We start from the raw sequence: 21,445 nt of genomic DNA, 5'->3' as shown, positions 1-21,445 counted from the left end.
AATGGATATATGGGAGTGGTATCACAAATATACTAAGGAGTTACGCGATGCCGGGCAGGAGTATATTCCGCAACTTATCGATGATTATTCGGAAGGCGTTATGCACCTGCAAATGGAAAAGTGCGATTCGCTGTTACCTGAAGTAAAAGCACTTACCCAGGTGGCAAAAAATCCGTGGCTGGAGATTTTTATTGGTCACTGGGAAATGCGCCATCGCCTGACTAACCGCGAAGAAGGTGAAAAAGTACTGCCTGACGTAGTGGCGCTGTTTGAAAAAGCGCACCGGGAAGAGACAAAAGATTGCCCACAATCTATCTGCGTTACCCAGGATTTATCCGCCTGCTACGAAAATATTGATGCACCTGGCTGGGCGAATGAACGTATGGCGGTATGTGAAGAAACCATCGCGCGGATTGATCCGACCTGGAGCTGTTTTCAGTGTTTGTCCACTGAATATGCCAGTGCACTGATAGATTCCAAAAGAATAGAGGAGGCATTGGCTTATCTGGATCGACAAATCGACGCAGTTAAAGCAGCCGGGGAAGATGATATTGATGCATTACTTTATACTCGTGCCGATATTCTGATTGAACTTCAGCGTTATGATGAAGCACGCATACTGATTGATGAGCTGACAGAAGCCAATGATTACTGGGGCCGCGACCGCATTAGTAATCACCTCAAAAAACTGTACATCATGGCGTTATGCGGGCAGGACGAAGAAGTCTGGGAGGAATTACCGCGTTGGTCAGATCTGACTCCCCATTCATGGGGGTCATGGCTGAAAATCATTACTGTGTTACTTCCCCGTCATCCACAAAGAAACAACTGGCAACTGGCGCGCATCATCCAAAAAATGCTGGAGCACCGCTCGCAGGCCGGAGCGCACCGCAAAGTGGTTGATCTGGCGAAACTGCAAATTACCCTGGCGCTGGAGCGTGAATCCGTCTGGGTTGCCAAAATAGCGATGAAACTGGCCCAGCGACACATGCCAAAATTACGCGTGTTACTGGAGGTTGATCGTGAGTTTCTCGAACTGAGTGAAAAAATCGCCGCCAAAGAAGCAGAGTTGCTTGCTCGTCCGGTTGTAGAAGTACCTGAAAATAGCGATGAAGAAACGCAACCAGATCCAGAAAAAGACGTCGAAACATTCCGCCGCGCTTACCTGAACGCGCCAGATGATGCGGAATTGCTGGGCAAACTGGTCAATGCGTTAAACGCCTGTAATGCGATTGATGAGTCGATTGAACTTCTGCAACGCTACGTCGAAAGCCACATCCAGGAAGATAATGGTCTTTGCTTCGAGCTGTTGGATTTATTGCTCCACCGTGACGATCTGCAAACCATTGAGCACCTGGCGAAGCAGTATGAACAGGCGGGGCTGCTACATATGGCCTTGTGGTTCCGTGCGCGAGTGATCAACCAACAGGAAGACTGGAGTGAACTCGAGTCGATTGGACACCAGTTGCTGCAACACGAAAAAGGGCGTGAGTGGGTTGGCGTTTATCGCATGTGCTCCTGGGCAGCACAAAAACAGGAAGCCTGGGATCGACAGCTGGATTATTTACAACAATTGCAGCAACTGATGATTAGCCGTGAAGAAGATATTCGCAATCTCCAGTGGGATATCATGGCGACCGCCAGCATCCTGCAACAATGGGATTTGGTTCGTGCTATTGCTGCTGAACTGGAAATCGAACTTACGGAAGGTGAAGGTTTTATCGACGAAAAATGGGGACTGCTAAACATTCGCTTCCGGGAAAATTATGAATACCGCTATTACTATGCTCAACGTATTGGGCCGGTAACAGCAAGGATCATTGAGCCAACTTACCGCACCGATTATCCGCAACATGTTGATGAGGTTGTGGTATTCGATGCAGAAATGTTGAATACCCGACCAGAGGATGAGGAAGAGCAGAAGAATTTCACTCCGCTTTATGGGTGCCTGAACACCATTATCCCGACCGAATACGGCGAGTCCTGGTTCTGCGAAGGTGTCATGCCTGGTGAAGAAGAGTTTAATACTTTCCGTGAGGCGCTCCGTGAACGAAACTGGTACTACTGGAGCAACAGTAATGACGACTATACGTTAACGGACAGTCATCAGGGTGAAGATGCGCAGCCACTTCCCGCATTCTACTTTGTTATCAGTGCGCCGCGTTCAATTTCTAAAGGTGATATCGATAAGACCTTGCACGAATTGACCGCTGACTGGGAACATCCGTTGTGCTTCATCGGCGGTAATGTGGTGTTGCGTCACTAATTGCGCACATATTTGCCAGGTAATATGTTGCCAGCTTTCACCACGTACATTCGAATAATGAAAACTTCCGGGGGCAGAAAAAAAACGCTCCGGTTGCTGGCGAATAAATGCCGTCGCCAGAAAATGTTTTATTTGTTCGATACCGGCAGCCGTAATGATATTTTTTACAGTGATGCAATTATTGACCGCGTCATCCAGTAAATAATGGCTGTTATTAATGATCAATAACGGCTCAATCTCTTCGCGAATGGCAACCAGTTCGCTTAAGGAGCGGGCAATAATCACCCGACAATTCAGGACGTCGCGCTCAATGGCGAGCTGATTAATAGTGGCAATCGCGTTTTGATCAGAGAGCAAAATGATCGGCTGGCGTTCGTTTTGATGCCGTTCCAGCGCACAGGCAAAATACAAACCGATCAGATCGCTGTCGAAAAGGGGAATATCGAGCTGTTCACGCAGTAGCGTAATAAAGTGCAGACTCATATCAAAGGCCGCAGGCCAGGCGGCTTTCAGGTTATTCATGCTGCTTTGGCGGTGCTCACCAATCCACACCGGCGCGGCAAGGCAACGTAATAAATGCCCGGTAATATTATCAACCAGCTGCGTATCAATAATATTCAATGACGCAATGCCCGGCACCCTTTGCAGCAATGCCAGCACATGATCGGCAGAAATTACCTGTGCTTGCTGATACTGTTTTTCTATCAACCCCGTCAGCGTTCTTACAGCGTTATCACCAAGAAACAGGCCGCTATATTCAACGATCTGTTTTATCTCGCTACCGGGATATTCAGGCCATATGTCAGTAAGCTGATTACGCAACGCGTAAATAGCCAGAATCAGGCTTGAGAGATAGTCGCCTTGCATCAGCGGCCAGCGACGTTGCTTTTCGCAGGCGGTGGTTAATTGTTGAAAATTGTCTCGTGTTACTCCCGACAGCGGAATTAAAAACGGATCTTTGCGTAAAAGATTCGCCAGCAAAATAATGCGTTTCTCTTCTGTCTCATCAATGAAATGGCCCAAACCAGGGCGACTAGCGAGACAAAAACCGCGTTCATAGCGCTGTTTCAGGCGGGGCAGGCGCTCTGCTACCCACGTTTCTGGCAAATTAAGCGCCGAGGCGAGTTGCGCACGGGGCGTAAAGGTATTCAGTAATAACAGCGCCAGCAGCCGATCGTCGTTATCGTGCTTTTGCAGCAACTGAAAAAAGCTGCGGCGCTCGAAGATTTCCAGCTGATAGCCCGCGTTGCCACTGGCGGAAATGCGGGCTTTGCCGTTAAGGGTAAAGTTGAGATAGTCAATATCACGCAGGATGGTCCTGCCAGAAACGCCAGTCTGTTGCGCCAGCTCGCCAGGCGTGCGTGGCTGTTGCTCCAGCAGATCGACAATCTTTAACTGGCGTTCGTTTAGCATTAATCCACCTGACGGAACTGGCTAAACGCGTTGACTTTCTCCGCGGTTAAGGTGGTCAGAAAATCCCGTATCAACGTGAGCAGAGCATCGTAATCGGCTTTTGAAATCATGCCGCTGTTAGCGTGCAGATAACGCGTTGGCAGGCACAGCGCGACAACCGGACGCCCGCCGCCCATCACGTTGTAGCGCCCGCCATCCGTCGCACCGGTTTTCATAGTGGAAAATTGCAGCGGTAAATCATTCTGCGTGGCACAGCTTTTTAACGCTGCTACCAGTTTCTGGTTGGGGAAGTAGCGCTTGTCAAACAGCATCAGCCCCGGCCCGTTGCCCAGTTTCAGCGGATATTTAATGTTATCAATGCCTGGAACATCGCCCGCGACAGCGGTATCCAGCACGATCACCACATCCGGTTTAATGTGTTCAGCCGAGGTTTGCGCCCCGCGTAGCCCAACTTCTTCTTCCACACTGCCAACGCCATACAGCGTAATTTCGGGGTTATTCACCGTCTGCAATAGCTCAGCCATCATTGCGCAGCCGATGCGGTTATCCAACGCCTTGCCGACCATTTTATCTTCGCCCCAGCAGGCAAAATTGGCTTCCGGGCTAATAAAATTGCCAATTTCCACGCCGCGTTTTTCCGCTTCTTCGCGACTGTTTTCGCCAATATCAATGAACATCTCATCAAATGACAGCGGTTGTTGCTTTTGCTTTTCGGTTAACGCATGTGGGGCGACGGAGCCAATTACACCAGGGATTTTCACTCCCTTGTGTGTGCGTATGGTTACCCGGTGGTTGAGCATCGACTGATTCCACCAGCCGCCAATGGTGGTAAAACGCAGAAAACCGCTCTCGTCGATGTGGGTGACCATAAAGCCGACTTCATCCATATGCCCGACAACGGCAACTTTCGGCCCTTTATTCCCCTTACGGGCAACAAAGCTGCCCAGACCATCGAAGGTGATCTCATTCACGCAGGGTTCCAGCGTGCTCATCAGAATGTCGCGAACTTCCTGTTCATCGCCGCTGACGGCGCTGGCTTCGCACAACTGTTGCAGTAACTCAATGTTCATGGACAAGCTCCTGTTGCGCAGCTTTGGCTTTGCGGCGTAACCATAATCCTTTCAGGACGATAATGAATGAAATGTTCAGCGCGAGGCCGATCGCCAGCACCAGATAAAACGAACCTACCGGCGACATCAGGCCGATCAGCGGGTCAAAGATACCCAAACCCGGTGCCAGACGTTTGATTCCGAAAGCGATCACCAGCACGCCGGTAATACCGCCCGCCAGCGTATTGGCGGTAATCATCGGCAACGGGGCTGCCAGAGCGTAAGGAATAGCCGGTTCGGTTGCGACTGTGGCACCGACCACTATGGCGCTACTGGCGGCTTCTTTTTCCTGTTGAGTAAACAGTTTGGGCGCAATGAACGTCGCAAGACCCGCCGCGACAGGCGGCATTAGCGCGACAACGCCGACGATGGCGTACCAGTCGTAAATGTGTTTTTCCAGCAGAGAGAAGCAGAAGAACCAGGCGGTTTTGTTGATGGGGCCGCCCATATCGAATGCCAGCATCGCACCAACCAGAAACGCCGCCGCAAACTTCATTGACGGAGGAATGGTGTTCAGGAAGTGCAGCAACCCGCCCATGAGGTCGGACATCACCGGTCCGATAACGTAGTAAGTCAGTACGCCAAAAACCAGCAGAGTAACGAACGGGATCAGCATGGAACCGAGCAGCGGTTGTAATGCTTTGCCAAGGCGCACTTTACGGAACCAGAAGACGAAATAGCCAATCGCCAGCCCAAGCACCACCGCACCGAGGAAGCCCGCGCCAGACTGGGTGCCGAGCAGGGCTTTGTCGTTCGCCAGATAACAAACCAGAAACGCCGGAGCGAAAGCGGGTTTATCGGCTATCGACGAGGCAATATAAGCGCCCATGATGGGGATCATAAAGGTGAAACCGAGATAACCGATGGATTCAACCACCCAGGTAAACGACGGCGCACCTTTCGACATATCGGTATACGGCAAACCGAACTGCACCAGCATGTTGGCAAGCGCCACCAGGATACCGCCACCGATGACAAACGGCAGCGCCGCAGAGACGCCCGCCATCAGATGGCTCATTACGCTGCCACTTTGCACTTCCTGTTTGCCGAGCTTCACGCCGCTATCTGCGGCAAAAAGTTGTGAGTTTGTCGGTAATTCACTGAAAATCTGGTCGATATTTTTCAGCGCCTGGGAGATGGCAATCTCATAAACCTTTTTCCCGGCAAATCGCGCGCGATCATCACCGCTCAGGCCACGCCCGGTAGCGAGAATCACGTAATCGGCAGCGGCAATCTCTTCGCTGGATAAGCGGTTTTCGACGCCGCTTGATCCTTGAGTTTCAACTTTAATGGTATGACCGAGAGAACGGGCTTTCTGTTCCAGGGCTTCCGCCACCATGTAGGTGTGAGCGATCCCGGCGGGGCAGTTGGTGATCGCGACAATACGTAAGGATGACTCCATCGCCACTTCCTTATGAGCTGAGGGTTTGATTTAACAAAGCAAGCACCTGGACGGCGTCGCCTTGTCGCAGTTGGTTGATAAAATCCTGGTGGATAATTTTGCGACACAGTGTGCCGATGATTTTGACCTGATCCTCTTCGCCACTTTGCGGCACGCCGAGGCAGATCCAGCAATTGACGTCTTCGCCATCGCTGGCTTTCCAGTCAATGGCCTGCGCTTTGCGAGCGAATAATACGAACGGTTGTTTAACACAGGCGCTTTTACCGTGCGGCACGGCGACACCAGAACCAAAACCGGTGGAGTGCATTTTTTCGCGCAGCAGCAGGGTTTGCAGGAATTGATGTGAGTCGGTGATAAAACCGTTTTGTAACGCCATTGTCGCCAACTGCTTCAGAACGGAATAAGTGCCATTGCCCTGAATATTCAGGTCAATACAGCTTGCAGTAAGTGCTGCCATTATTGGACTCCATGAAAAAATATTATAGTTAATTGTAACGGCGGGGCGGTTTTGTGATGAGCGCGGATATGTCGTGAAGTTGTGACAATATAAGGCAGAGTGAAGGATAAATTTTGCGGTGTAAGGCACATATTGATCGGAAAAATAAATGCAGTGAATAAAAAATCATTATTTAATGATGTTGTGAATGTTTAACTGTCGCACATATTTTGCAGCAAGGTTATTTATATTTGTGGCTTATGAGTCAGCGTGAATTATATCTAATATTTTTTACGATATTTAGTTAAAAACGGCACTATTGTTATATTCCTCACGTTCCAGGAAATCAGCGGATTTACTCATATTATGCGGCGGGATACTATCCATCGGCCTGCTGAAGTTGGATTAAAAATTCGAAAGTGCACATCTTATATTTCTCTATATACGTATTCCTTTTGGAAAGCGTAGGGTCTCCTTTATTTCAGGGAACGTAAATAATGAAAAAATCGACATTATCTTTAGCCATCGGTTTATTATTGGCATGTAGTACCGGAATGGCAAAAACACAGCATTTAACGCTGGAACAACGCATGGCATTGCTGGAAGAACGCCTGGAAGCGGCAGAAATGCGGGCAGCAAAAGCAGAGGGGCAGGTAAAACAGCTGCAGACACAACAAGCCGCTGAGATCCGCGAAATTAAGGCTGCCCAGGGCAATACGCCGGTAAATGGACAGACAACGGCGGAATCTGCAAAGAAAAATGCCACCTCACCTAATCTTTTGCTTTCAGGTTATGGCGATTTAAAAATCTACGGCGACGTAGAATTTAATATGGATGCGGAAAGTAATCATGGCCTTCTGGCAATGACCAACGCTGATGTGAATAGCGATCCCACTAATGAACAGTGGAATCTCAATGGTCGTATTCTGTTAGGTTTTGATGGTATGCGAAAACTGGATAATGGTTATTTCGCCGGGTTCTCCGCACAACCGCTGGGGGATATGCACGGTTCAGTAAATATCGATGATGCGGTATTCTTCTTTGGCAAAGAAAACGACTGGAAGGTCAAAGTAGGCCGTTTTGAAGCCTACGATATGTTCCCGCTGAATCAGGATACCTTTGTTGAACATTCCGGTAATACTGCGAACGATCTTTATGACGATGGCAGCGGTTATATCTATATGATGAAAGAGGGCCGCGGGCGCTCTAACGCTGGCGGTAATTTCCTCGTCAGCAAACAACTTGATAACTGGTATTTTGAATTAAACACGTTACTTGAAGACGGAACATCTTTATATAATGACGGTAATTATCATGGACGCGATATGGAGCAGCAGAAAAATGTTGCTTATCTGCGTCCGGTAATTGCCTGGTCGCCGACAGAAGAATTCACCGTTTCCGCAGCGATGGAAGCGAACGTGGTAAACAATGCTTATGGTTATACCGATAGCAAGGGTAATTTTGTCGATCAGTCCGATCGTACCGGCTATGGTATGAGCATGACCTGGAATGGCCTGAAAACGGATCCGGAAAATGGCGTCGTGGTTAATCTTAATACCGCCTATTTAGATGCTAATAATGAGAAAGATTTCACTGCCGGGATTAACGCGCTGTGGAAACGTTTCGAGCTCGGTTATATCTACGCGCACAATAAGATTGATGAATTCAGCGGTGTAGTTTGTGATAACGACTGCTGGATTGATGATGAAGGGACGTACACCATTCACACCATTCATGCGTCTTATCAGTTCGCTAATGTGATGGATATGGAGAACTTTAATATTTACCTTGGTACTTATTACTCCATTCTGGATAGCGACGGTGATAAAAAACACGGTGATGATACTGATGACCGTTACGGTGCACGCGTTCGCTTTAAATACTTCTTCTGATGAAGGCGCGGTGCTGGATATTTTCCGGCACCGCAACTCATTAAGGCAGGTAAAACACTTCTTGCAGCTCGCTACTGACTGGGCTGTTATCCGGGTTAGCTGGCATAACGTCGGTCATATACTTCCACCAACGTTGGCAAACATCAGTACTGGCTACCGCATTCCACCGTTCTTCAGATTCAATCTCTACCATGGCAAACAGCAGATTACGCGCTTTGTCGAGATAAATGGCGTAGTTATGCGCACCGTGAGATTTCAACACTGCTTCCAGTTCCGGCCAGATTGGATTATGCCGACGCTGATACTCTTCGTGGGCGTCGGGGTTAACCTGCATGACAAAGGCTTTGCGGATCATATTTGCTCCTTACAGCGCCAGCGCACTGGCAAGTGGTGTAACGCCGAAACGCTGGCCGAGTGCTATCAGCTCTTCACGACTGATGGTCTGTTTCATGCCGCCCATCGAATAAACCTTCACTAATACTTGTGCTGATTTTTCTGCGGTGTCGATTAAACCGAATGTTTCATCCAGTGTCGGACCGCTGCCGAAGACGCCGTGGAAGGGCCACAACACCAGTGAATGTTTTTGCATTTCCTGTGCGGTCGCCTGACCGATTTCGTCCGTGCCGGGCACCATCCACGGCAGAATGCCAACGCCATCCGGGAATACCACCAGACACTCGGTGCTGCCTTCCCATAGTTGGCGAGTGAAGAGCGCGGTGTCGTTTTCCAGCACATAGGTGAGGGCGATCAGGTTGGTGGCATGGCAGTGCATGATCACCCGATCTTTACCGTTGGTGGCTTTGATGCGTTCGCAGTGGGAAAGGAAGTGAGCCGGAAGTTCAGAGGTTGGAACGGCTTCGTGAGTTAGCCCCCAGAGAATGTGGTAGCCCGCGCCGTCGCTGTCGACTTTTACGACGCCTAAGTTAGCCGCAGGATCAAGCTGGACGTTACGAAAGAATTTGCCGGAGCCGGTGACAATAAACGGTGTATTTGCCAGTAAAGGCATGGGCTGGCTGAGCGGGATATAGCGCGGTTGTGCATGGAAGTTGTCGTGATAAGGCGCGATATCGGCGTCATCCAGGCGCAGCGTCAGGTTGCCGCCGTTGCGCTCGTCCCAGCCTTTCAGCCAGGCGTCGGTGGTGGCTTTGATCATTCCCTGGACAAACCAGGACTGGGTAATGTTTTGCATGTTCTGTGTTCCTGTAAATTCGGTGTTGTCGGATGCACGACCCGTAGGCCGGATAAGGCGCTCGCGCCGCATCCGGCAGTGTTTACCCACGCTGGCTCAAAATCGCTTTCTCATAAGCCCGCACGCTTTCCAGCCATTCGCTACCCACTGGGGTATCGTGACGTTGGCAATACATTTCCCAGACTGCCTGCCATGGCAATGATTTTTGTTCTTCCAGTAGCGCCAGACGCGCAGTGTAATCACCCGCTGCTTCCAGCTTGCGCAGTTCAGTGGTAGGTTCCAGCAACGCACGTAGCAGGGCTTTTTTCATATTGCGCGTACCAATGACCCACGCGGCAATACGGTTGATGGAGGCATCAAAGAAGTCGAGGCCGATATGCACACGGTCGAAAAGATCGTGACGGACAATCTCACTGGCAATCGCTTGGGTTTCATCGTCCAGCAGCACTACGTGATCGCTGTCCCAGCGAACCGGACGGCTGACGTGCAGCAGCAACTGCGGCACATACAGCATGGCGGCGGAAATCTTGTCGGAAATCACTTCAGTTGGGTGGAAATGTCCGGCATCCAGGCACAGCGCCGTCTGGCGGCTGGTGGCATACCCCATGTAAAACTCATTGGAGCCAACCGTGTAGCTCTCCGCGCCAATACCAAACAATTTGCTCTCAACGGCGTCGATATGGTGCGCAGGATCCAGCTTCTCGCTGATCACCTCATCCAGAGCTGCCAGCAGACGCTGACGCGGGGCGAGACGGTCAACGGTGATATCTTTCATGCCATCCGGGATCCAGATGTTCATCACCGACGGTGTGCCAAGTTGCTCGCCAAAATAGGCTGAAACACGGCGGCTGGCTTTGCAGTGATCAATCCAGAACTGGCGAATGCTGTCGTCGGCATGGGAAAGCGTAAAGCCATCGGCGCTTAGCGGATGCGAAAAACAGGAGGGGTTAAAATCCAGACCGAGCTGATTGGTTTTCGCCCATTCAACCCAGTTTTTGAAGTGCTCTGGTTTGATTTGGTCGCGCGCGACTGGCGTATCTGATTCCAGATAGATGGCATGTAAATTAAGCCGTTTCGGACCCGGAATCAGCCGCATAGCTTGTTCCAGATCGGCACGTAGCTCGCTGGCATTACGCGCTTTGCCCGGATAATTGCCAGTAGCCTGAATCCCACCGGTCAGCGAACCTTCCGGGTTTTCAAAACCGGAAACATCATCGCCCTGCCAGCAGTGCATTGAAACGGGTAAACGATCAAGTTGGCGCAGCGCCTCCTCGACATCAATCCCTACTGCCGCGAAACGCTGTTTCGCCAGCTCCCAGGCCTGTTCCAGTTGAGTGGTCATGCGCAAAGCTCCTTTGTCTGTCGTGTAGAGTGAATCTGCGCCACATAGTGGGCAATTTCACTGTCAGGATTAGGGGTAAAGGTGGTCAGATTCGCGGTGGTGCTGACGACCTGACGGAAATCATCCACATTGTTGAGTTCATCCAGCGTCATTAACTGGATGCCGATATTGCCGAGCGTCGAGGCTTCAACAGGCCCGGCGATCACCCGAATACCGCAGGCATCAGCACATAACTGGTTGAGCAGCGCGTTCTGGCAGCCACCGCCGACAATATGCAGTTGTGAGAAATCTTCACCGCGCAGTTGCGCCAGCTCATGCAACACATCGGCATACAGCAGCGCCAGACTGTCGAAAATACAGCGCGCCAGTTCAGCATCACTTTCCGGGATTGGTTGCGCCGTTTCCCGACACGCAGCCTGAATTTCGCTGCACATCTCGTCAGGATTAATAAAGCGATCGTCATTGGGATTGATGGTGAAGCGGCAAGCCGGCAGTGCCTGTGTCGCGGCGATAAGCGCCGGAAGATCGTTGATTTTCCGCTCCTGAAGCACCCGCTGAAGCAGCCATAAGCCCATAATATTTTTCAGCACCCGATAGCGACCTTCCGCCCCGCCTTCATTGGTGATGTTGGCTGCCAGCGCCGTGTCATTGGTGAATGGTGTCTGGCTTTCGAAGCCCATCAATGACCAGGTGCCAGAAGAGAGATACGCAGCGCGGGAACCGTTTAACGGCGAGGCGATAACCGCGCTGGCGGTATCATGGCTGGCAACGGCGACCACCGGAATCTCATTACCCTGCGGGCAAATCCAGTGCCCAATGACATTACCCGGATGCGTCGGGCAACCAAACCAGGCTTTGTTGGCACCGCTCCACGCCAGTAGCGACTCGTCCCAGTCGTCGCTATTGATATTGACCAGTTGCGTGGTGGTGGCGTTGGTATATTCCCAGTTCATCTTGCCGGTCAGGCGATAACTGAAGTAATCCGGCATCAGCAGAGCGTGAGCAATGTGTGGAATAAGCTCAGGTTGTTGCTCCGTCAGCGCACGCAACTGATAAAGCGTATTGAAGGGTAGAAATTGTATGCCGCTACGCTGATAAATATCGCGTTTGCCGAGTTGCTGTTGTGCCTGCGTCATCAGACCATGGGTGCGGCTATCGCGATAAGCAACGGGCAGACCCACACGCTTACCCTGTAGGTCGAGCAGCACAAAGTCCACGCCCCAGGTATCAATCCCAATGCTATCGATACGAATCCCTTGCTCGCACACCTTGTTTAATCCAAGGCGAATGGCACTTTCCAGGCTATCCACATCCCAGGTGACATAACCGTTCTGGCTATGCAGGCCATTGTTAAAACGATGGATTTCGCGCAGCGTCAGGCTGCGGCATTCACACTCGTAACGCGCCAGCATCACGCGCCCACTGGATGCGCCGAGATCGACGGCGACACAATTGCGAAAGGTCATAATGTGATCCTGCTGAATTTCATTACGACCAGTCTAAAAAGCGCCTGAATTCGCGACCTTCTCGTTACTGACAGGAAAATGGGCCATTGGCAACCAGGGAAAGATGAACGTGATGATGTTCACAATTTGCTGAATTGTGGTGATGTGATGCTTACCGCATTTCCTGAAAATTCACGCTGTATCTTGAAAAATCGACGTTTTTTACGTGGTTTTTCGTCGAAAGTTTAAGGTAAGAACCTGACCTCGTGATTACTATTTCGCCGTGTTGACGACATCAGGAGGCCAGTATGACCGTATTACATAGTGTGGATTTTTTTCCGTCTGGTAACGCGTCCGTGGCGATAGAACCCCGGCTCCCGCAGGCGGATTTTCCTGAACATCATCATGATTTTCATGAAATTGTGATTGTCGAACATGGCACGGGTATTCATGTGTTTAATGGGCAGCCCTATACCATCACCGGTGGGACTGTCTGTTTCGTACGCGATCATGATCGGCATCTGTATGAACATACCGATAATCTGTGTCTGACCAATGTGCTGTATCGCTCGCCGGATCGATTTCAGTTTCTCGCCGGGCTGAATCAGTTGCTGCCACAAGAGCAGGATGGGCAGTATCCGTCTCACTGGCGCGTTAACCACAGCGTGTTGCAGCAGGTGCGACAGCTGGTTGCACAGATGGAACACCAGGAAGGGGAAAATGATTTACCCTCGACCGCCAGTCGCGAGATCTTGTTTATGCAATTACTGCTCTTGCTGCGTAAAAGCAGTTTGCAGGAGAACCTGGAAAACAGCGCATCACGTCTCAACTTGCTTCTGGCCTGGCTGGAGGACCATTTTGCCGATGAGGTAAATTGGGATGCCGTGGCGGATCAATTTTCTCTTTCGCTGCGTACGCTACATCGGCAGCTTAAGCAGAAAACGGGACTGACGCCTCAGCGTTACCTGAACCGCCTGCGACTGATGAAAGCCCGACATCTGCTACGCCACAGCGAGGCCAGCGTTACTGACATCGCCTATCGCTGCGGATTTAGTGACAGTAACCACTTTTCGACGCTTTTTCGCCGAGAGTTTAACTGGTCACCGCGTGATATTCGCCAGGGACGGGATGGCTTTCTGCAATAACGCGAATCTTCTCAACGTATTTGTACGCCATATTGCGAATAATCAACTTCGTTCTCTGGCCGAGGTAGCCACGGTGGCGCATCAGTTAAAACTTCTCAAAGATGATTTTTTTGCCAGCGACCAGCAGGCAGTCGCTGTGGCTGACCGTTATCCGCAAGATGTCTTTGCTGAACATACACATGATTTTTGTGAGCTGGTAATTGTCTGGCGCGGTAACGGTCTGCATGTACTCAACGATCGCCCTTATCGCATTACCCGTGGCGATCTCTTTTACATTCATGCTGACGATAAACACTCCTACGCTTCCGTTAACGATCTGGTTTTGCAGAATATTATTTATTGCCCGGAGCGGCTGAAGCTGAATCTTGACTGGCAGGGGGCGATTCCGGGATTTAGCGCCAGCGCAGGGCAACCACACTGGCGCTTAGGTAGCATGGGGATGGCACAGGCGCGGCAGGTTATCGGTCAGCTTGAGCATGAAAGTAGTCAGCATGTGCCGTTTGCTAACGAAATGGCAGAGTTGCTGTTCGGGCAGTTGGTGATGTTGCTGAATCGCCATCGTTACACCAGTGATTCGTTGCCGCCAACATCCAGCGAAACGTTGCTGGATAAGCTGATTACCCGGCTGGCGGCCAGCCTGAAAAGTCCCTTTGCACTGGATAAATTTTGTGATGAGGCATCGTGCAGTGAACGCGTTTTGCGTCAGCAATTTCGCCAGCAGACTGGAATGACCATCAATCAATATCTGCGGCAGGTCAGAGTGTGTCATGCGCAATATCTTCTCCAGCATAGCCGCCTGTTAATCAGTGATATTTCAACCGAATGTGGCTTTGAAGATAGTAACTATTTTTCGGTGGTGTTTACCCGGGAAACCGGGATGACGCCCAGCCAGTGGCGTCATCTCAATTCGCAGAAAGATTAATTCGCCATGCCCATGCCGACGATGTTGGCGGCGACAATAATCACCACACAACCGAGGCTCAACACCGTTACCGGACGGCGACCTGCATTGTTCCACTCTTTCAGCACCAGCCCGACGATACCGCCGCACAATACATAGAAGCTCATATGCAGCATCCAGCTGATGTAGTCATACTGCGCCGGAATGCGGGCGTGGCCCCAGGCATAGAAAAAGAATTGCAGATACCACATCAAACCGCCCAGTGCCGAGAGTAACACGTTGTGAATGATCAGCGGTTTTGCCAGCGAAAAGTCGGCTTTTAGCGACAAATCCTTCACTTTTGCCAGACGAATGAAGCAGAAACCGAGGTTGATGATCGCGCCGCCTCCCATGATGACAACATAGCTTGGCAGAGCGACATACAGTGGATCGACGCCCAGTGCGGCAGCTGCTTCATGCATCGGTTTTGCGGCGTTCATCGCAAAGGACATCCCGGCAGAGAAAATGCCGCACATCACCGCCAGCACCAGCCCTTTTTTCAGGTTGAACTCTTCGGCTTTTATGCCCATCTTGCGCTCTTTCAACTGCCCGGCGCGAGTTACAATCCCTACGCCAATCAGCGCCACCAGAACGCCGAGCAACGTCATGCGTCCGCCTTCGGTATTAATCAGAACATCGAAATTGCCGTTGATAATTGGCGTCATCAGCGTACCGACAATCAACGTAATGCCAATGGCGATGCCAATTCCCATCGACATGCCGAGATAACGCATGGTCAGGCCGTAGTTGATATTACCGATCCCCCACATAGCGCCGAACAGAAAAACAGGCAGCAGCGTAGAGAGACTAAACGAGCTGTAATACGCCCAGAAATTCGGTAGTAACAGGGCGCTGATGGCCCACGGCAGAATAATCCACGAAACAATCCCACCGACTGACCACATGGTTTCCCATGACCATTTCTTTACTTTTTTGAACGGCGCGTAAAAACAGGCTGCACTGGCCGCGCCGATCAAATGCCAAAATATCCCCATCGTAATCGCGTTACTCATCTTCTTATCCTCATCATTTTTCGCCGCGTCACATCTCCGACGAGATGAGTGTAAAAATCGTGCTGTCGATTAACCTTTCGCCTGTTGCCGCCGTTGTCGATTTACTGGCAATCACGGCATTAAGTGGGTGATTTGCTTCACATCTCGGGCATTTTCCTGCAAAACCATACCCTTACGAAAAGTACGGCATTGATAATCATTTTCAATATCATTTAATTAACTATAATGAACCAACTGCTTACGCGGCATTAACAATCGGCCGCCCGACAATACTGGAGATGAATATGAGCTATACCCTGCCATCCCTGCCGTATGCTTACGATGCCCTGGAACCGCACTTCGATAAGCAGACCATGGAAATCCACCACACCAAACACCATCAGACCTACGTCAACAACGCCAACGCGGCGCTGGAAAGCCTGCCAGAATTTGCCAACCTGCCGGTTGAAGAGCTGATCACCAAACTGGACCAGCTGCCAGCAGACAAGAAAACCGTACTGCGCAACAACGCTGGCGGTCACGCTAACCACAGCCTGTTCTGGAAAGGTTTGAAAAAAGGCACCACCTTACAGGGTGACCTGAAAGCGGCTATCGAACGTGACTTCGGCTCCGTTGATAACTTCAAAGCAGAATTTGAGAAAGCGGCAGCTTCCCGCTTTGGTTCCGGCTGGGCATGGCTGGTGCTGAAAGGCGATAAACTGGCGGTGGTTTCTACTGCTAACCAGGACTCCCCGCTGATGGGTGAAGCTATTTCTGGCGCTTCCGGCTTCCCGATTCTGGGCCTGGATGTGTGGGAACATGCTTACTACCTGAAATTCCAGAACCGCCGTCCTGACTACATCAAAGAGTTCTGGAACGTGGTGAACTGGGACGAAGCAGCGGCACGTTTCGCGGCGAAAAAATAATCATTTGCCGCCTGCTGCAATGAGGCGTTTACGCCGCATATCAGCTTAAAAAATGAACCATCGCCAACGGCGGTGGTTTTTTTGTGATCAATTTCAAAATAAAAACAATGATCCGATAAAAATAAAACAGTGTTTCAATTGATGTGGTTTTGATCACTTTTATTGATTAAATGAATGTCTATCTTCGTTTTCATCAACACTGATGCTCCGTTGAGGAATTACGCATCAGCCCTTAAAAATATGCCGACAGGTGATGGAAATGCAGATAAAACGCTCGATTGAAAAAATCCCGGGGGGGATGATGCTCGTCCCGCTATTCCTTGGCGCACTGTGCCACACCTTCTCGCCGGGGGCGGGGAAATATTTTGGATCATTCACCAACGGGATGATTACCGGTACGGTGCCCATTCTGGCGGTGTGGTTTTTTTGCATGGGGGCGTCAATAAAATTAAGCGCGACGGGAACGGTATTGCGTAAATCCGGTACGCTGGTGGTAACAAAAATTGCCGTCGCGTGGGTGGTTGCGGCAATTGCCTCGCGCATTATTCCGGAACATGGTGTTGAAGTTGGATTCTTTGCCGGACTTTCAACGCTGGCGCTGGTGGCGGCGATGGATATGACCAACGGCGGACTTTACGCTTCCATCATGCAGCAGTACGGTACGAAAGAAGAAGCTGGGGCATTTGTGTTGATGTCATTGGAGTCCGGGCCGCTCATGACGATGATTATTCTGGGCACTGCCGGGATTGCCTCGTTTGAACCGCATGTTTTCGTCGGCGCAGTATTACCGTTCCTGGTGGGCTTTGCCCTTGGGAACCTTGACCCTGAATTACGAGAATTTTTCAGCAAAGCGGTGCAGACGCTGATTCCATTCTTTGCCTTCGCGCTGGGCAATACCATTGATTTGACTGTAATTGCCCAGACAGGTTTGCTGGGGATCCTGTTGGGTGTGGCAGTAATTATCGTGACCGGTATTCCGTTGATTATCGCCGATAAATTGATTGGCGGTGGCGATGGCACTGCCGGAATTGCCGCTTCCAGTTCGGCAGGGGCCGCGGTAGCGACACCTGTGCTGATTGCAGAAATGGTGCCTGCGTTTAAACCGATGGCTCCGGCAGCAACTTCGCTGGTCGCGACGGCGGTCATTGTGACTTCGATTCTGGTGCCAATTCTTACCTCTATCTGGTCACGTAAAGTCAAAGCCAGAGTGGCGAAAATCGAAATTTTAGGCACGGTAAAATAAACCTGCTTCCTTAATCCCCACAGCCGGATGAACTAACGTTCGTCCGGTTTGCGATTGAGCTCCTGCCTGGATAGATACCGCGAAAACAGCACGCCTGACATAAAATAAATATGGTCTAATGGGGAAATTTCTCGTGGAGAGGGAACAGATGCGATATCCGGTTGATGTATACACAGGCAAGATTCAGGCTTATCCCGAAGGCAAACCCAGCGCAATTGCCAAAATCCAGGTTGATGGTGAGTTGATGCTGACGGAGCTGGGGCTGGAAGGTGACGAGCAGGCGGAGAAGAAGGTTCACGGCGGGCCAGACAGAGCGCTGTGTCATTATCCTCGTGAGCACTATCTCTACTGGGCGCGGGAATTTCCGGAACAGGCGGAGTTGTTTGTTGCGCCTGCGTTTGGCGAAAATCTCTCAACCGACGGTCTGACGGAAAGTAATGTTTATATTGGTGATATTTTCCGCTGGGGAGAGGCATTAATTCAGGTCAGCCAGCCACGCTCACCTTGCTATAAACTCAATTACCATTTTGATATCAGCGACATAGCGCAGTTGATGCAAAACACGGGTAAAGTGGGGTGGTTGTATAGCGTGATTGCGCCAGGGTTGGTATCTGCTGATGCGCCGCTGGAGTTGGTTTCCCGTGTCAGTGATGTGACCGTGCAGGAGGCTGCTGCTATCGCATGGCATATGCCGTTTGATGACGAGCAGTATCACCGTTTACTCTCCGCTGCCGGGTTATCGAAAAGCTGGACGCGGACGATGCAGAAACGCCGACTGAGCGGCAAAATCGAAGATTTTTCACGGCGGTTGTGGGGAAAATAACCCCCGGAGAGTAGGCCTGATAAGACGCGACTAGCGTCGCATCAGGCATCATGCTCAGATGCCGGATGCGGCGTAACGCCTTATCTGGCCTACAAATGCGGAGTTTAACTCCGCTTATACAGCGGCAGCCAAATCACCAGCCGCAAACCGCCCAGCGGGCTGTCTTCTGCCTTCACCCAACCACGGTGCTGCTGGATAGCTGTTTCGACAATCGCCAGCCCTAAGCCCGTACCGCCAGATTCACGATCGCGCGCTTCATCGGTGCGATAGAACGGACGGAAAATCTGCTCGCGATCTTCCGGGCTAACGCCAGGACCATCGTCGTCCACCGTAATGGTGATACCATCTTTATCTACCGCAAAGCCCACCTCAATCTTCGTATGGGAATAACGCAGAGCATTACGAACAATGTTTTCCAGCGCACTTTCCAGAGCGTTCGGGTTGCCATACAGAGGCCACGGCCCAGGCGGGAAGTTAACCGTAAACGACTTGCCCATTTGTTCCGCTTCGAACGCCGCGTTATCCAGCACTTCACCCCACAACTGGTTAGCTTTCAATGTCTCGCTCACCAGCGCGTTTTTTTGCTGATTACGTGACATCACCAACAGATCGTTGATCATGCTGTCCAGACGTTGCGCTTCAGTTTCAATACGCTCCAGTTCCTTGCTTTCACCGCTACGACGGCGCAGTAACGCCGTACCCAGTTGCAGGCGCGTCAGTGGCGTGCGCAGTTCGTGAGAGATATCAGAAAGCAGACGCTGCTGAGAGGTCATCATGCGCTCCAGCGCGGTGACCATCTGGTTAAAACTGGCACCGGCGGCAAGGAATTCCTGTGGCCCCGCTTCCAGTTCCGGGTGCTGGCGTAAGTTTCCCTGGGCAACTTCATCGGCCGCGTTTTTCAGCTTACGCGCCGGTTTTGCCAGACTCCAGGCCAACCACAACAGCAGCGGCGTACTGACCAACATAGTCACAATCAGCAGTAATAGCGGGCGGTCAAACAGTAAGTTAATGAAATCGGATTGAGAACTGCTGGCTGGACGAATCAGATAAAGTTGGTAATTATCTTCGCCATCACGCACGGAGAACGGACCGACCAGTTCCACGCGGCCATACTTTTTCTTTTGCGGGTGATCGGCGTTATCGGCCTGGCCAATAAAGTTACGAATGATCTGCATTTCGCTGCGTTCAGCGCCGATCACGCGGCCCTCGGTGGTCACCAATAACAAACGCTGTCCTGGCGGTGCCCACTTATCAATCGCCCGGAACAGACGCCGCCACCACATTAAATCGTTGGGCGGATCGTTCGCCAGTTCCGCTTCGACATGCTGCTCAATCATCAGCCCCTGACGCTGTTCGCTATCCAGAAGCTCGGTCATCTGGCGTGAATCGAGCTTGGGTAACATCAAAACCAACATCAACACCAGCGCCAGCGTCAGCCAGAAGATGGCGAAGATGCGCGCGGTTAAGCTGCCTATCATGAAGCAGAAACCATCAGATAGCCGCGACCACGCAAGGTTTTAAACCACGGGTGACCGTCTTTACGATCCGGCAGTTTACGACGCAGGTTGGAAATGTGCATATCGATAGCGCGGTCGAAAGGCGTCAGGCGTTTGCCCAGCACTTCCTGGCTTAAATGCTCACGGGAAACCACCTGACCCAGATGCTGTGCCAGCAAATAGAGCAGGGTAAACTCAGTGCCGGTTAACTCCAGCGTTTGCCCGTCGAAGCTGGCTTCCTGACGGCCTGGATTCAGCACTAAGGCATCAACTTCCAGTGTCGGTGAACCGTTGTCGTTGTTTTGCTGTTGCTCGCTCCAGTGCGAACGGCGCAGGATCGCGCGAATACGTGCCACCAGCTCACGATCATTAAACGGTTTCGGGAGATAGTCATCTGCGCCCAGCTCAAGGCCGAGAACGCGATCAAGTTCACTGCCGCGCGCCGTCAACATAATGACAGGCGTCTGGTGTGTCTGGCGAAGTGCTTTTAATGTGTCGATACCATTTTTCTTCGGCATCATGACATCAAGCAAAAGTAAATCAATGCTGTCGTCCAGAAGATCAAGCGCCTGCTCCCCATCGTGGGCAACAATCACGTTGAAGCCTTCCATCTCGAGCAGCTCCTTTAACAGGGAAGTCAGCTCTCGGTCATCATCAACTAACAGGATTTTATTCATTGTTTAAATACCTCCGAGGCAGAAATTACGTCATCAGACGTCGCTAATCCATGACTTTACGTTGTTTTACACCCCCTGACGCATGTTTGCAGCCTGAATCGTAAACTCTCTATCGTTGAATCGCGACAGAAAGATTTTGGGAGCAAATGATGCGCATAGTTACCGCTGCCGTCATGGCCTCAACGCTGGCAGTCAGTTCATTAAGCCACGCTGCTGAAGTCGGTTCAGGCGATAACTGGCATCCGGGTGAAGAACTTACGCAGCGCAGTACGCAGAGCCATATGTTCGACGGCATAAGTTTAACCGAACATCAGCGTCAGCAGATGCGAGATCTTATGCAACAGGCCCGGCACGAACAGCCGCCTGTTAATGTTAGCGAACTGGAGACAATGCATCGCCTTGTCACCGCAGAAAATTTTGATGAAAACGCTGTGCGCGCACAGGCAGAAAAAATGGCGAATGAGCAAATTGCTCGTCAGGTTGAGATGGCAAAAGTCCGCAACCAAATGTATCGCCTGTTAACGCCGGAGCAGCAAGCGGTTTTAAACGAGAAACATCAACAACGAATGGAGCAGTTGCGCGACGTGACGCAATGGCAAAAAAGTTCATCGTTGAAGCTATTGAGTAGTAGCAACTCACGTTCCCAGTAGTAAACCCTGTTTTCCTTGCCATAGACACCATCCCTGTCTTCCCCCACATGATGTGGGGG

General features: G+C 51.0%; 18 protein-coding genes and 1 pseudogene. 8 read left to right on the top strand and 11 right to left on the bottom strand.

The annotated features are described in order from the left end of the window. Nucleotide 1: 1 nt before the first annotated feature. Nucleotides 2-2,266, top strand: a complete 2,265-nt coding sequence (locus tag AABJ99_RS22735; protein WP_052247483.1) for a tetratricopeptide repeat protein — start codon at nucleotides 2-4, stop codon at nucleotides 2,264-2,266. Here the strand turns inward: AABJ99_RS22735 and AABJ99_RS22730 are convergent. The 4 genes and pseudogenes from AABJ99_RS22730 to frvA all read right to left on the bottom strand — a co-directional run. After that, nucleotides 2,204-3,679: pseudogene (locus AABJ99_RS22730) on the bottom strand (putative frv operon regulatory protein); the annotation flags it as partial. The gene AABJ99_RS22735 and the pseudogene AABJ99_RS22730 sit on opposite strands and share 63 nt — an antisense overlap. Further along, the gene (gene frvX / locus AABJ99_RS22725) at nucleotides 3,679-4,749 is read right to left on the bottom strand and encodes an aminopeptidase (protein ID WP_039021505.1); all 1,071 of its coding nucleotides are present in this window, start codon (nucleotides 4,747-4,749) and stop codon (nucleotides 3,679-3,681) included. The pseudogene AABJ99_RS22730 and the gene frvX, both read right to left, overlap by 1 nt. Beyond that, entirely contained in the window at nucleotides 4,739-6,190 is a 1,452-nt protein-coding gene (gene frvB / locus AABJ99_RS22720; protein WP_021574865.1) for a PTS fructose-like transporter subunit IIBC, read from the bottom strand. Before frvB ends, frvX begins: the two co-directional genes overlap by 11 nt. Before the next feature lie 10 nt (nucleotides 6,191-6,200). Beyond that, a complete protein-coding gene (gene frvA, locus AABJ99_RS22715; RefSeq protein ID WP_039021504.1) occupies nucleotides 6,201-6,647 on the bottom strand; it encodes a PTS fructose transporter subunit IIA in 447 nt (148 codons plus the stop codon). 476 nt (nucleotides 6,648-7,123) lie between these two features. Between frvA and AABJ99_RS22710 the strand changes: the two genes are divergently transcribed. Continuing rightward, nucleotides 7,124-8,518: a carbohydrate porin gene (locus AABJ99_RS22710; RefSeq protein ID WP_039021503.1), complete on the top strand. Its 1,395-nt coding sequence runs from the start codon at nucleotides 7,124-7,126 to the stop codon at nucleotides 8,516-8,518. A gap of 40 nt (nucleotides 8,519-8,558) precedes the next feature. Here AABJ99_RS22710 and rhaM read toward each other — a convergent pair whose 3' ends face one another. From rhaM to rhaB, 4 genes are all read right to left on the bottom strand, one after another. After that, on the bottom strand, nucleotides 8,559-8,873 hold the full coding sequence (rhaM, locus tag AABJ99_RS22705) for an L-rhamnose mutarotase (RefSeq protein ID WP_000619493.1): 315 nt from the start codon (nucleotides 8,871-8,873) through the stop codon (nucleotides 8,559-8,561). Nucleotides 8,874-8,882: 9 nt separating this feature from the next. Then, nucleotides 8,883-9,707 (bottom strand): rhamnulose-1-phosphate aldolase, encoded by an 825-nt coding sequence (gene rhaD, locus AABJ99_RS22700; RefSeq protein WP_032304219.1) that lies wholly within the window; start codon nucleotides 9,705-9,707, stop codon nucleotides 8,883-8,885. A gap of 82 nt (nucleotides 9,708-9,789) precedes the next feature. Then, nucleotides 9,790-11,049 (bottom strand): L-rhamnose isomerase, encoded by a 1,260-nt coding sequence (rhaA, locus tag AABJ99_RS22695; RefSeq protein ID WP_001330206.1) that lies wholly within the window; start codon nucleotides 11,047-11,049, stop codon nucleotides 9,790-9,792. After that, nucleotides 11,046-12,515 carry a rhamnulokinase gene (gene rhaB / locus AABJ99_RS22690; RefSeq protein ID WP_039021502.1) on the bottom strand — a complete coding sequence of 490 codons (1,470 nt, stop codon included), beginning with the start codon at nucleotides 12,513-12,515 and terminating at the stop codon, nucleotides 11,046-11,048. The genes rhaA and rhaB overlap by 4 nt, the downstream gene beginning before the upstream one ends. A gap of 287 nt (nucleotides 12,516-12,802) precedes the next feature. On the opposite strand from rhaB, the gene rhaS reads away from it, so the two are divergent. Further along, nucleotides 12,803-13,639, top strand: coding sequence for an HTH-type transcriptional activator RhaS (gene rhaS / locus AABJ99_RS22685; RefSeq protein WP_039021500.1), 837 nt, complete (start codon nucleotides 12,803-12,805; stop codon nucleotides 13,637-13,639). Between the two features lie 73 nt (nucleotides 13,640-13,712). Further along, nucleotides 13,713-14,561, top strand: coding sequence for an HTH-type transcriptional activator RhaR (rhaR, locus tag AABJ99_RS22680; RefSeq protein WP_001302243.1), 849 nt, complete (start codon nucleotides 13,713-13,715; stop codon nucleotides 14,559-14,561). Here rhaR and rhaT read toward each other — a convergent pair. Next, entirely contained in the window at nucleotides 14,558-15,592 is a 1,035-nt protein-coding gene (rhaT, locus tag AABJ99_RS22675) for an L-rhamnose/proton symporter RhaT (RefSeq protein WP_000063508.1), read from the bottom strand. The genes rhaR and rhaT overlap by 4 nt on opposite strands. 284 nt (nucleotides 15,593-15,876) lie before the next feature. Between rhaT and sodA the strand changes: the two genes are divergently transcribed. From sodA to yiiM, 3 genes are all read left to right on the top strand, one after another. Further along, a complete protein-coding gene (gene sodA, locus AABJ99_RS22670) occupies nucleotides 15,877-16,497 on the top strand; it encodes a superoxide dismutase [Mn] (RefSeq protein ID WP_001297064.1) in 621 nt (206 codons plus the stop codon). A 259-nt stretch (nucleotides 16,498-16,756) separates the two neighbouring features. After that, entirely contained in the window at nucleotides 16,757-17,740 is a 984-nt protein-coding gene (kdgT, locus tag AABJ99_RS22665; protein WP_001166064.1) for a 2-keto-3-deoxygluconate transporter, read from the top strand. Between the two features lie 148 nt (nucleotides 17,741-17,888). Then, nucleotides 17,889-18,563, top strand: a complete 675-nt coding sequence (gene yiiM / locus AABJ99_RS22660) for a 6-hydroxyaminopurine reductase (protein WP_001270252.1) — start codon at nucleotides 17,889-17,891, stop codon at nucleotides 18,561-18,563. Between the two features lie 104 nt (nucleotides 18,564-18,667). Here the strand turns inward: yiiM and cpxA are convergent, their stop codons facing one another. Next, nucleotides 18,668-20,041 (bottom strand): envelope stress sensor histidine kinase CpxA, encoded by a 1,374-nt coding sequence (gene cpxA, locus AABJ99_RS22655; protein ID WP_000580426.1) that lies wholly within the window; start codon nucleotides 20,039-20,041, stop codon nucleotides 18,668-18,670. After that, nucleotides 20,038-20,736 (bottom strand): envelope stress response regulator transcription factor CpxR, encoded by a 699-nt coding sequence (cpxR, locus tag AABJ99_RS22650; protein ID WP_001033722.1) that lies wholly within the window; start codon nucleotides 20,734-20,736, stop codon nucleotides 20,038-20,040. The genes cpxA and cpxR overlap by 4 nt, the downstream gene beginning before the upstream one ends. A 149-nt stretch (nucleotides 20,737-20,885) precedes the next feature. On the opposite strand from cpxR, the gene cpxP reads away from it, so the two are divergent. Then, nucleotides 20,886-21,386, top strand: coding sequence for a cell-envelope stress modulator CpxP (cpxP, locus tag AABJ99_RS22645; protein WP_001223800.1), 501 nt, complete (start codon nucleotides 20,886-20,888; stop codon nucleotides 21,384-21,386). The last annotated feature ends 59 nt before the right edge of the window (nucleotides 21,387-21,445 follow it).

This window comes from Escherichia coli (assembly GCF_036503815.1).
Classification (GTDB): Bacteria; Pseudomonadota; Gammaproteobacteria; order Enterobacterales; family Enterobacteriaceae; genus Escherichia; species Escherichia coli_F.
This window is presented reverse-complemented; position numbering and strand designations above follow the sequence as displayed.

Bases quoted from the DNA above. Each gene is read 5' to 3' on its own strand.
- AABJ99_RS22735 (WP_052247483.1), top strand. From the start codon at position 2: ATGGATATATGGGAGTGGTATCACAAATATACTAAGGAGTTACGCGAT.
- frvX (WP_039021505.1), bottom strand. From the start codon at position 4,749: ATGAACATTGAGTTACTGCAACAGTTGTGCGAAGCCAGCGCCGTCAGC.
- frvB (WP_021574865.1), bottom strand. From the start codon at position 6,190: ATGGAGTCATCCTTACGTATTGTCGCGATCACCAACTGCCCCGCCGGG.
- frvA (WP_039021504.1), bottom strand. From the start codon at position 6,647: ATGGCAGCACTTACTGCAAGCTGTATTGACCTGAATATTCAGGGCAAT.
- AABJ99_RS22710 (WP_039021503.1), top strand. From the start codon at position 7,124: ATGAAAAAATCGACATTATCTTTAGCCATCGGTTTATTATTGGCATGT.
- rhaM (WP_000619493.1), bottom strand. From the start codon at position 8,873: ATGATCCGCAAAGCCTTTGTCATGCAGGTTAACCCCGACGCCCACGAA.
- rhaD (WP_032304219.1), bottom strand. From the start codon at position 9,707: ATGCAAAACATTACCCAGTCCTGGTTTGTCCAGGGAATGATCAAAGCC.
- rhaA (WP_001330206.1), bottom strand. From the start codon at position 11,049: ATGACCACTCAACTGGAACAGGCCTGGGAGCTGGCGAAACAGCGTTTC.
- rhaB (WP_039021502.1), bottom strand. From the start codon at position 12,515: ATGACCTTTCGCAATTGTGTCGCCGTCGATCTCGGCGCATCCAGTGGG.
- rhaS (WP_039021500.1), top strand. From the start codon at position 12,803: ATGACCGTATTACATAGTGTGGATTTTTTTCCGTCTGGTAACGCGTCC.
- rhaT (WP_000063508.1), bottom strand. From the start codon at position 15,592: ATGAGTAACGCGATTACGATGGGGATATTTTGGCATTTGATCGGCGCG.
- sodA (WP_001297064.1), top strand. From the start codon at position 15,877: ATGAGCTATACCCTGCCATCCCTGCCGTATGCTTACGATGCCCTGGAA.
- kdgT (WP_001166064.1), top strand. From the start codon at position 16,757: ATGCAGATAAAACGCTCGATTGAAAAAATCCCGGGGGGGATGATGCTC.
- yiiM (WP_001270252.1), top strand. From the start codon at position 17,889: ATGCGATATCCGGTTGATGTATACACAGGCAAGATTCAGGCTTATCCC.
- cpxA (WP_000580426.1), bottom strand. From the start codon at position 20,041: ATGATAGGCAGCTTAACCGCGCGCATCTTCGCCATCTTCTGGCTGACG.
- cpxR (WP_001033722.1), bottom strand. From the start codon at position 20,736: ATGAATAAAATCCTGTTAGTTGATGATGACCGAGAGCTGACTTCCCTG.
- cpxP (WP_001223800.1), top strand. From the start codon at position 20,886: ATGCGCATAGTTACCGCTGCCGTCATGGCCTCAACGCTGGCAGTCAGT.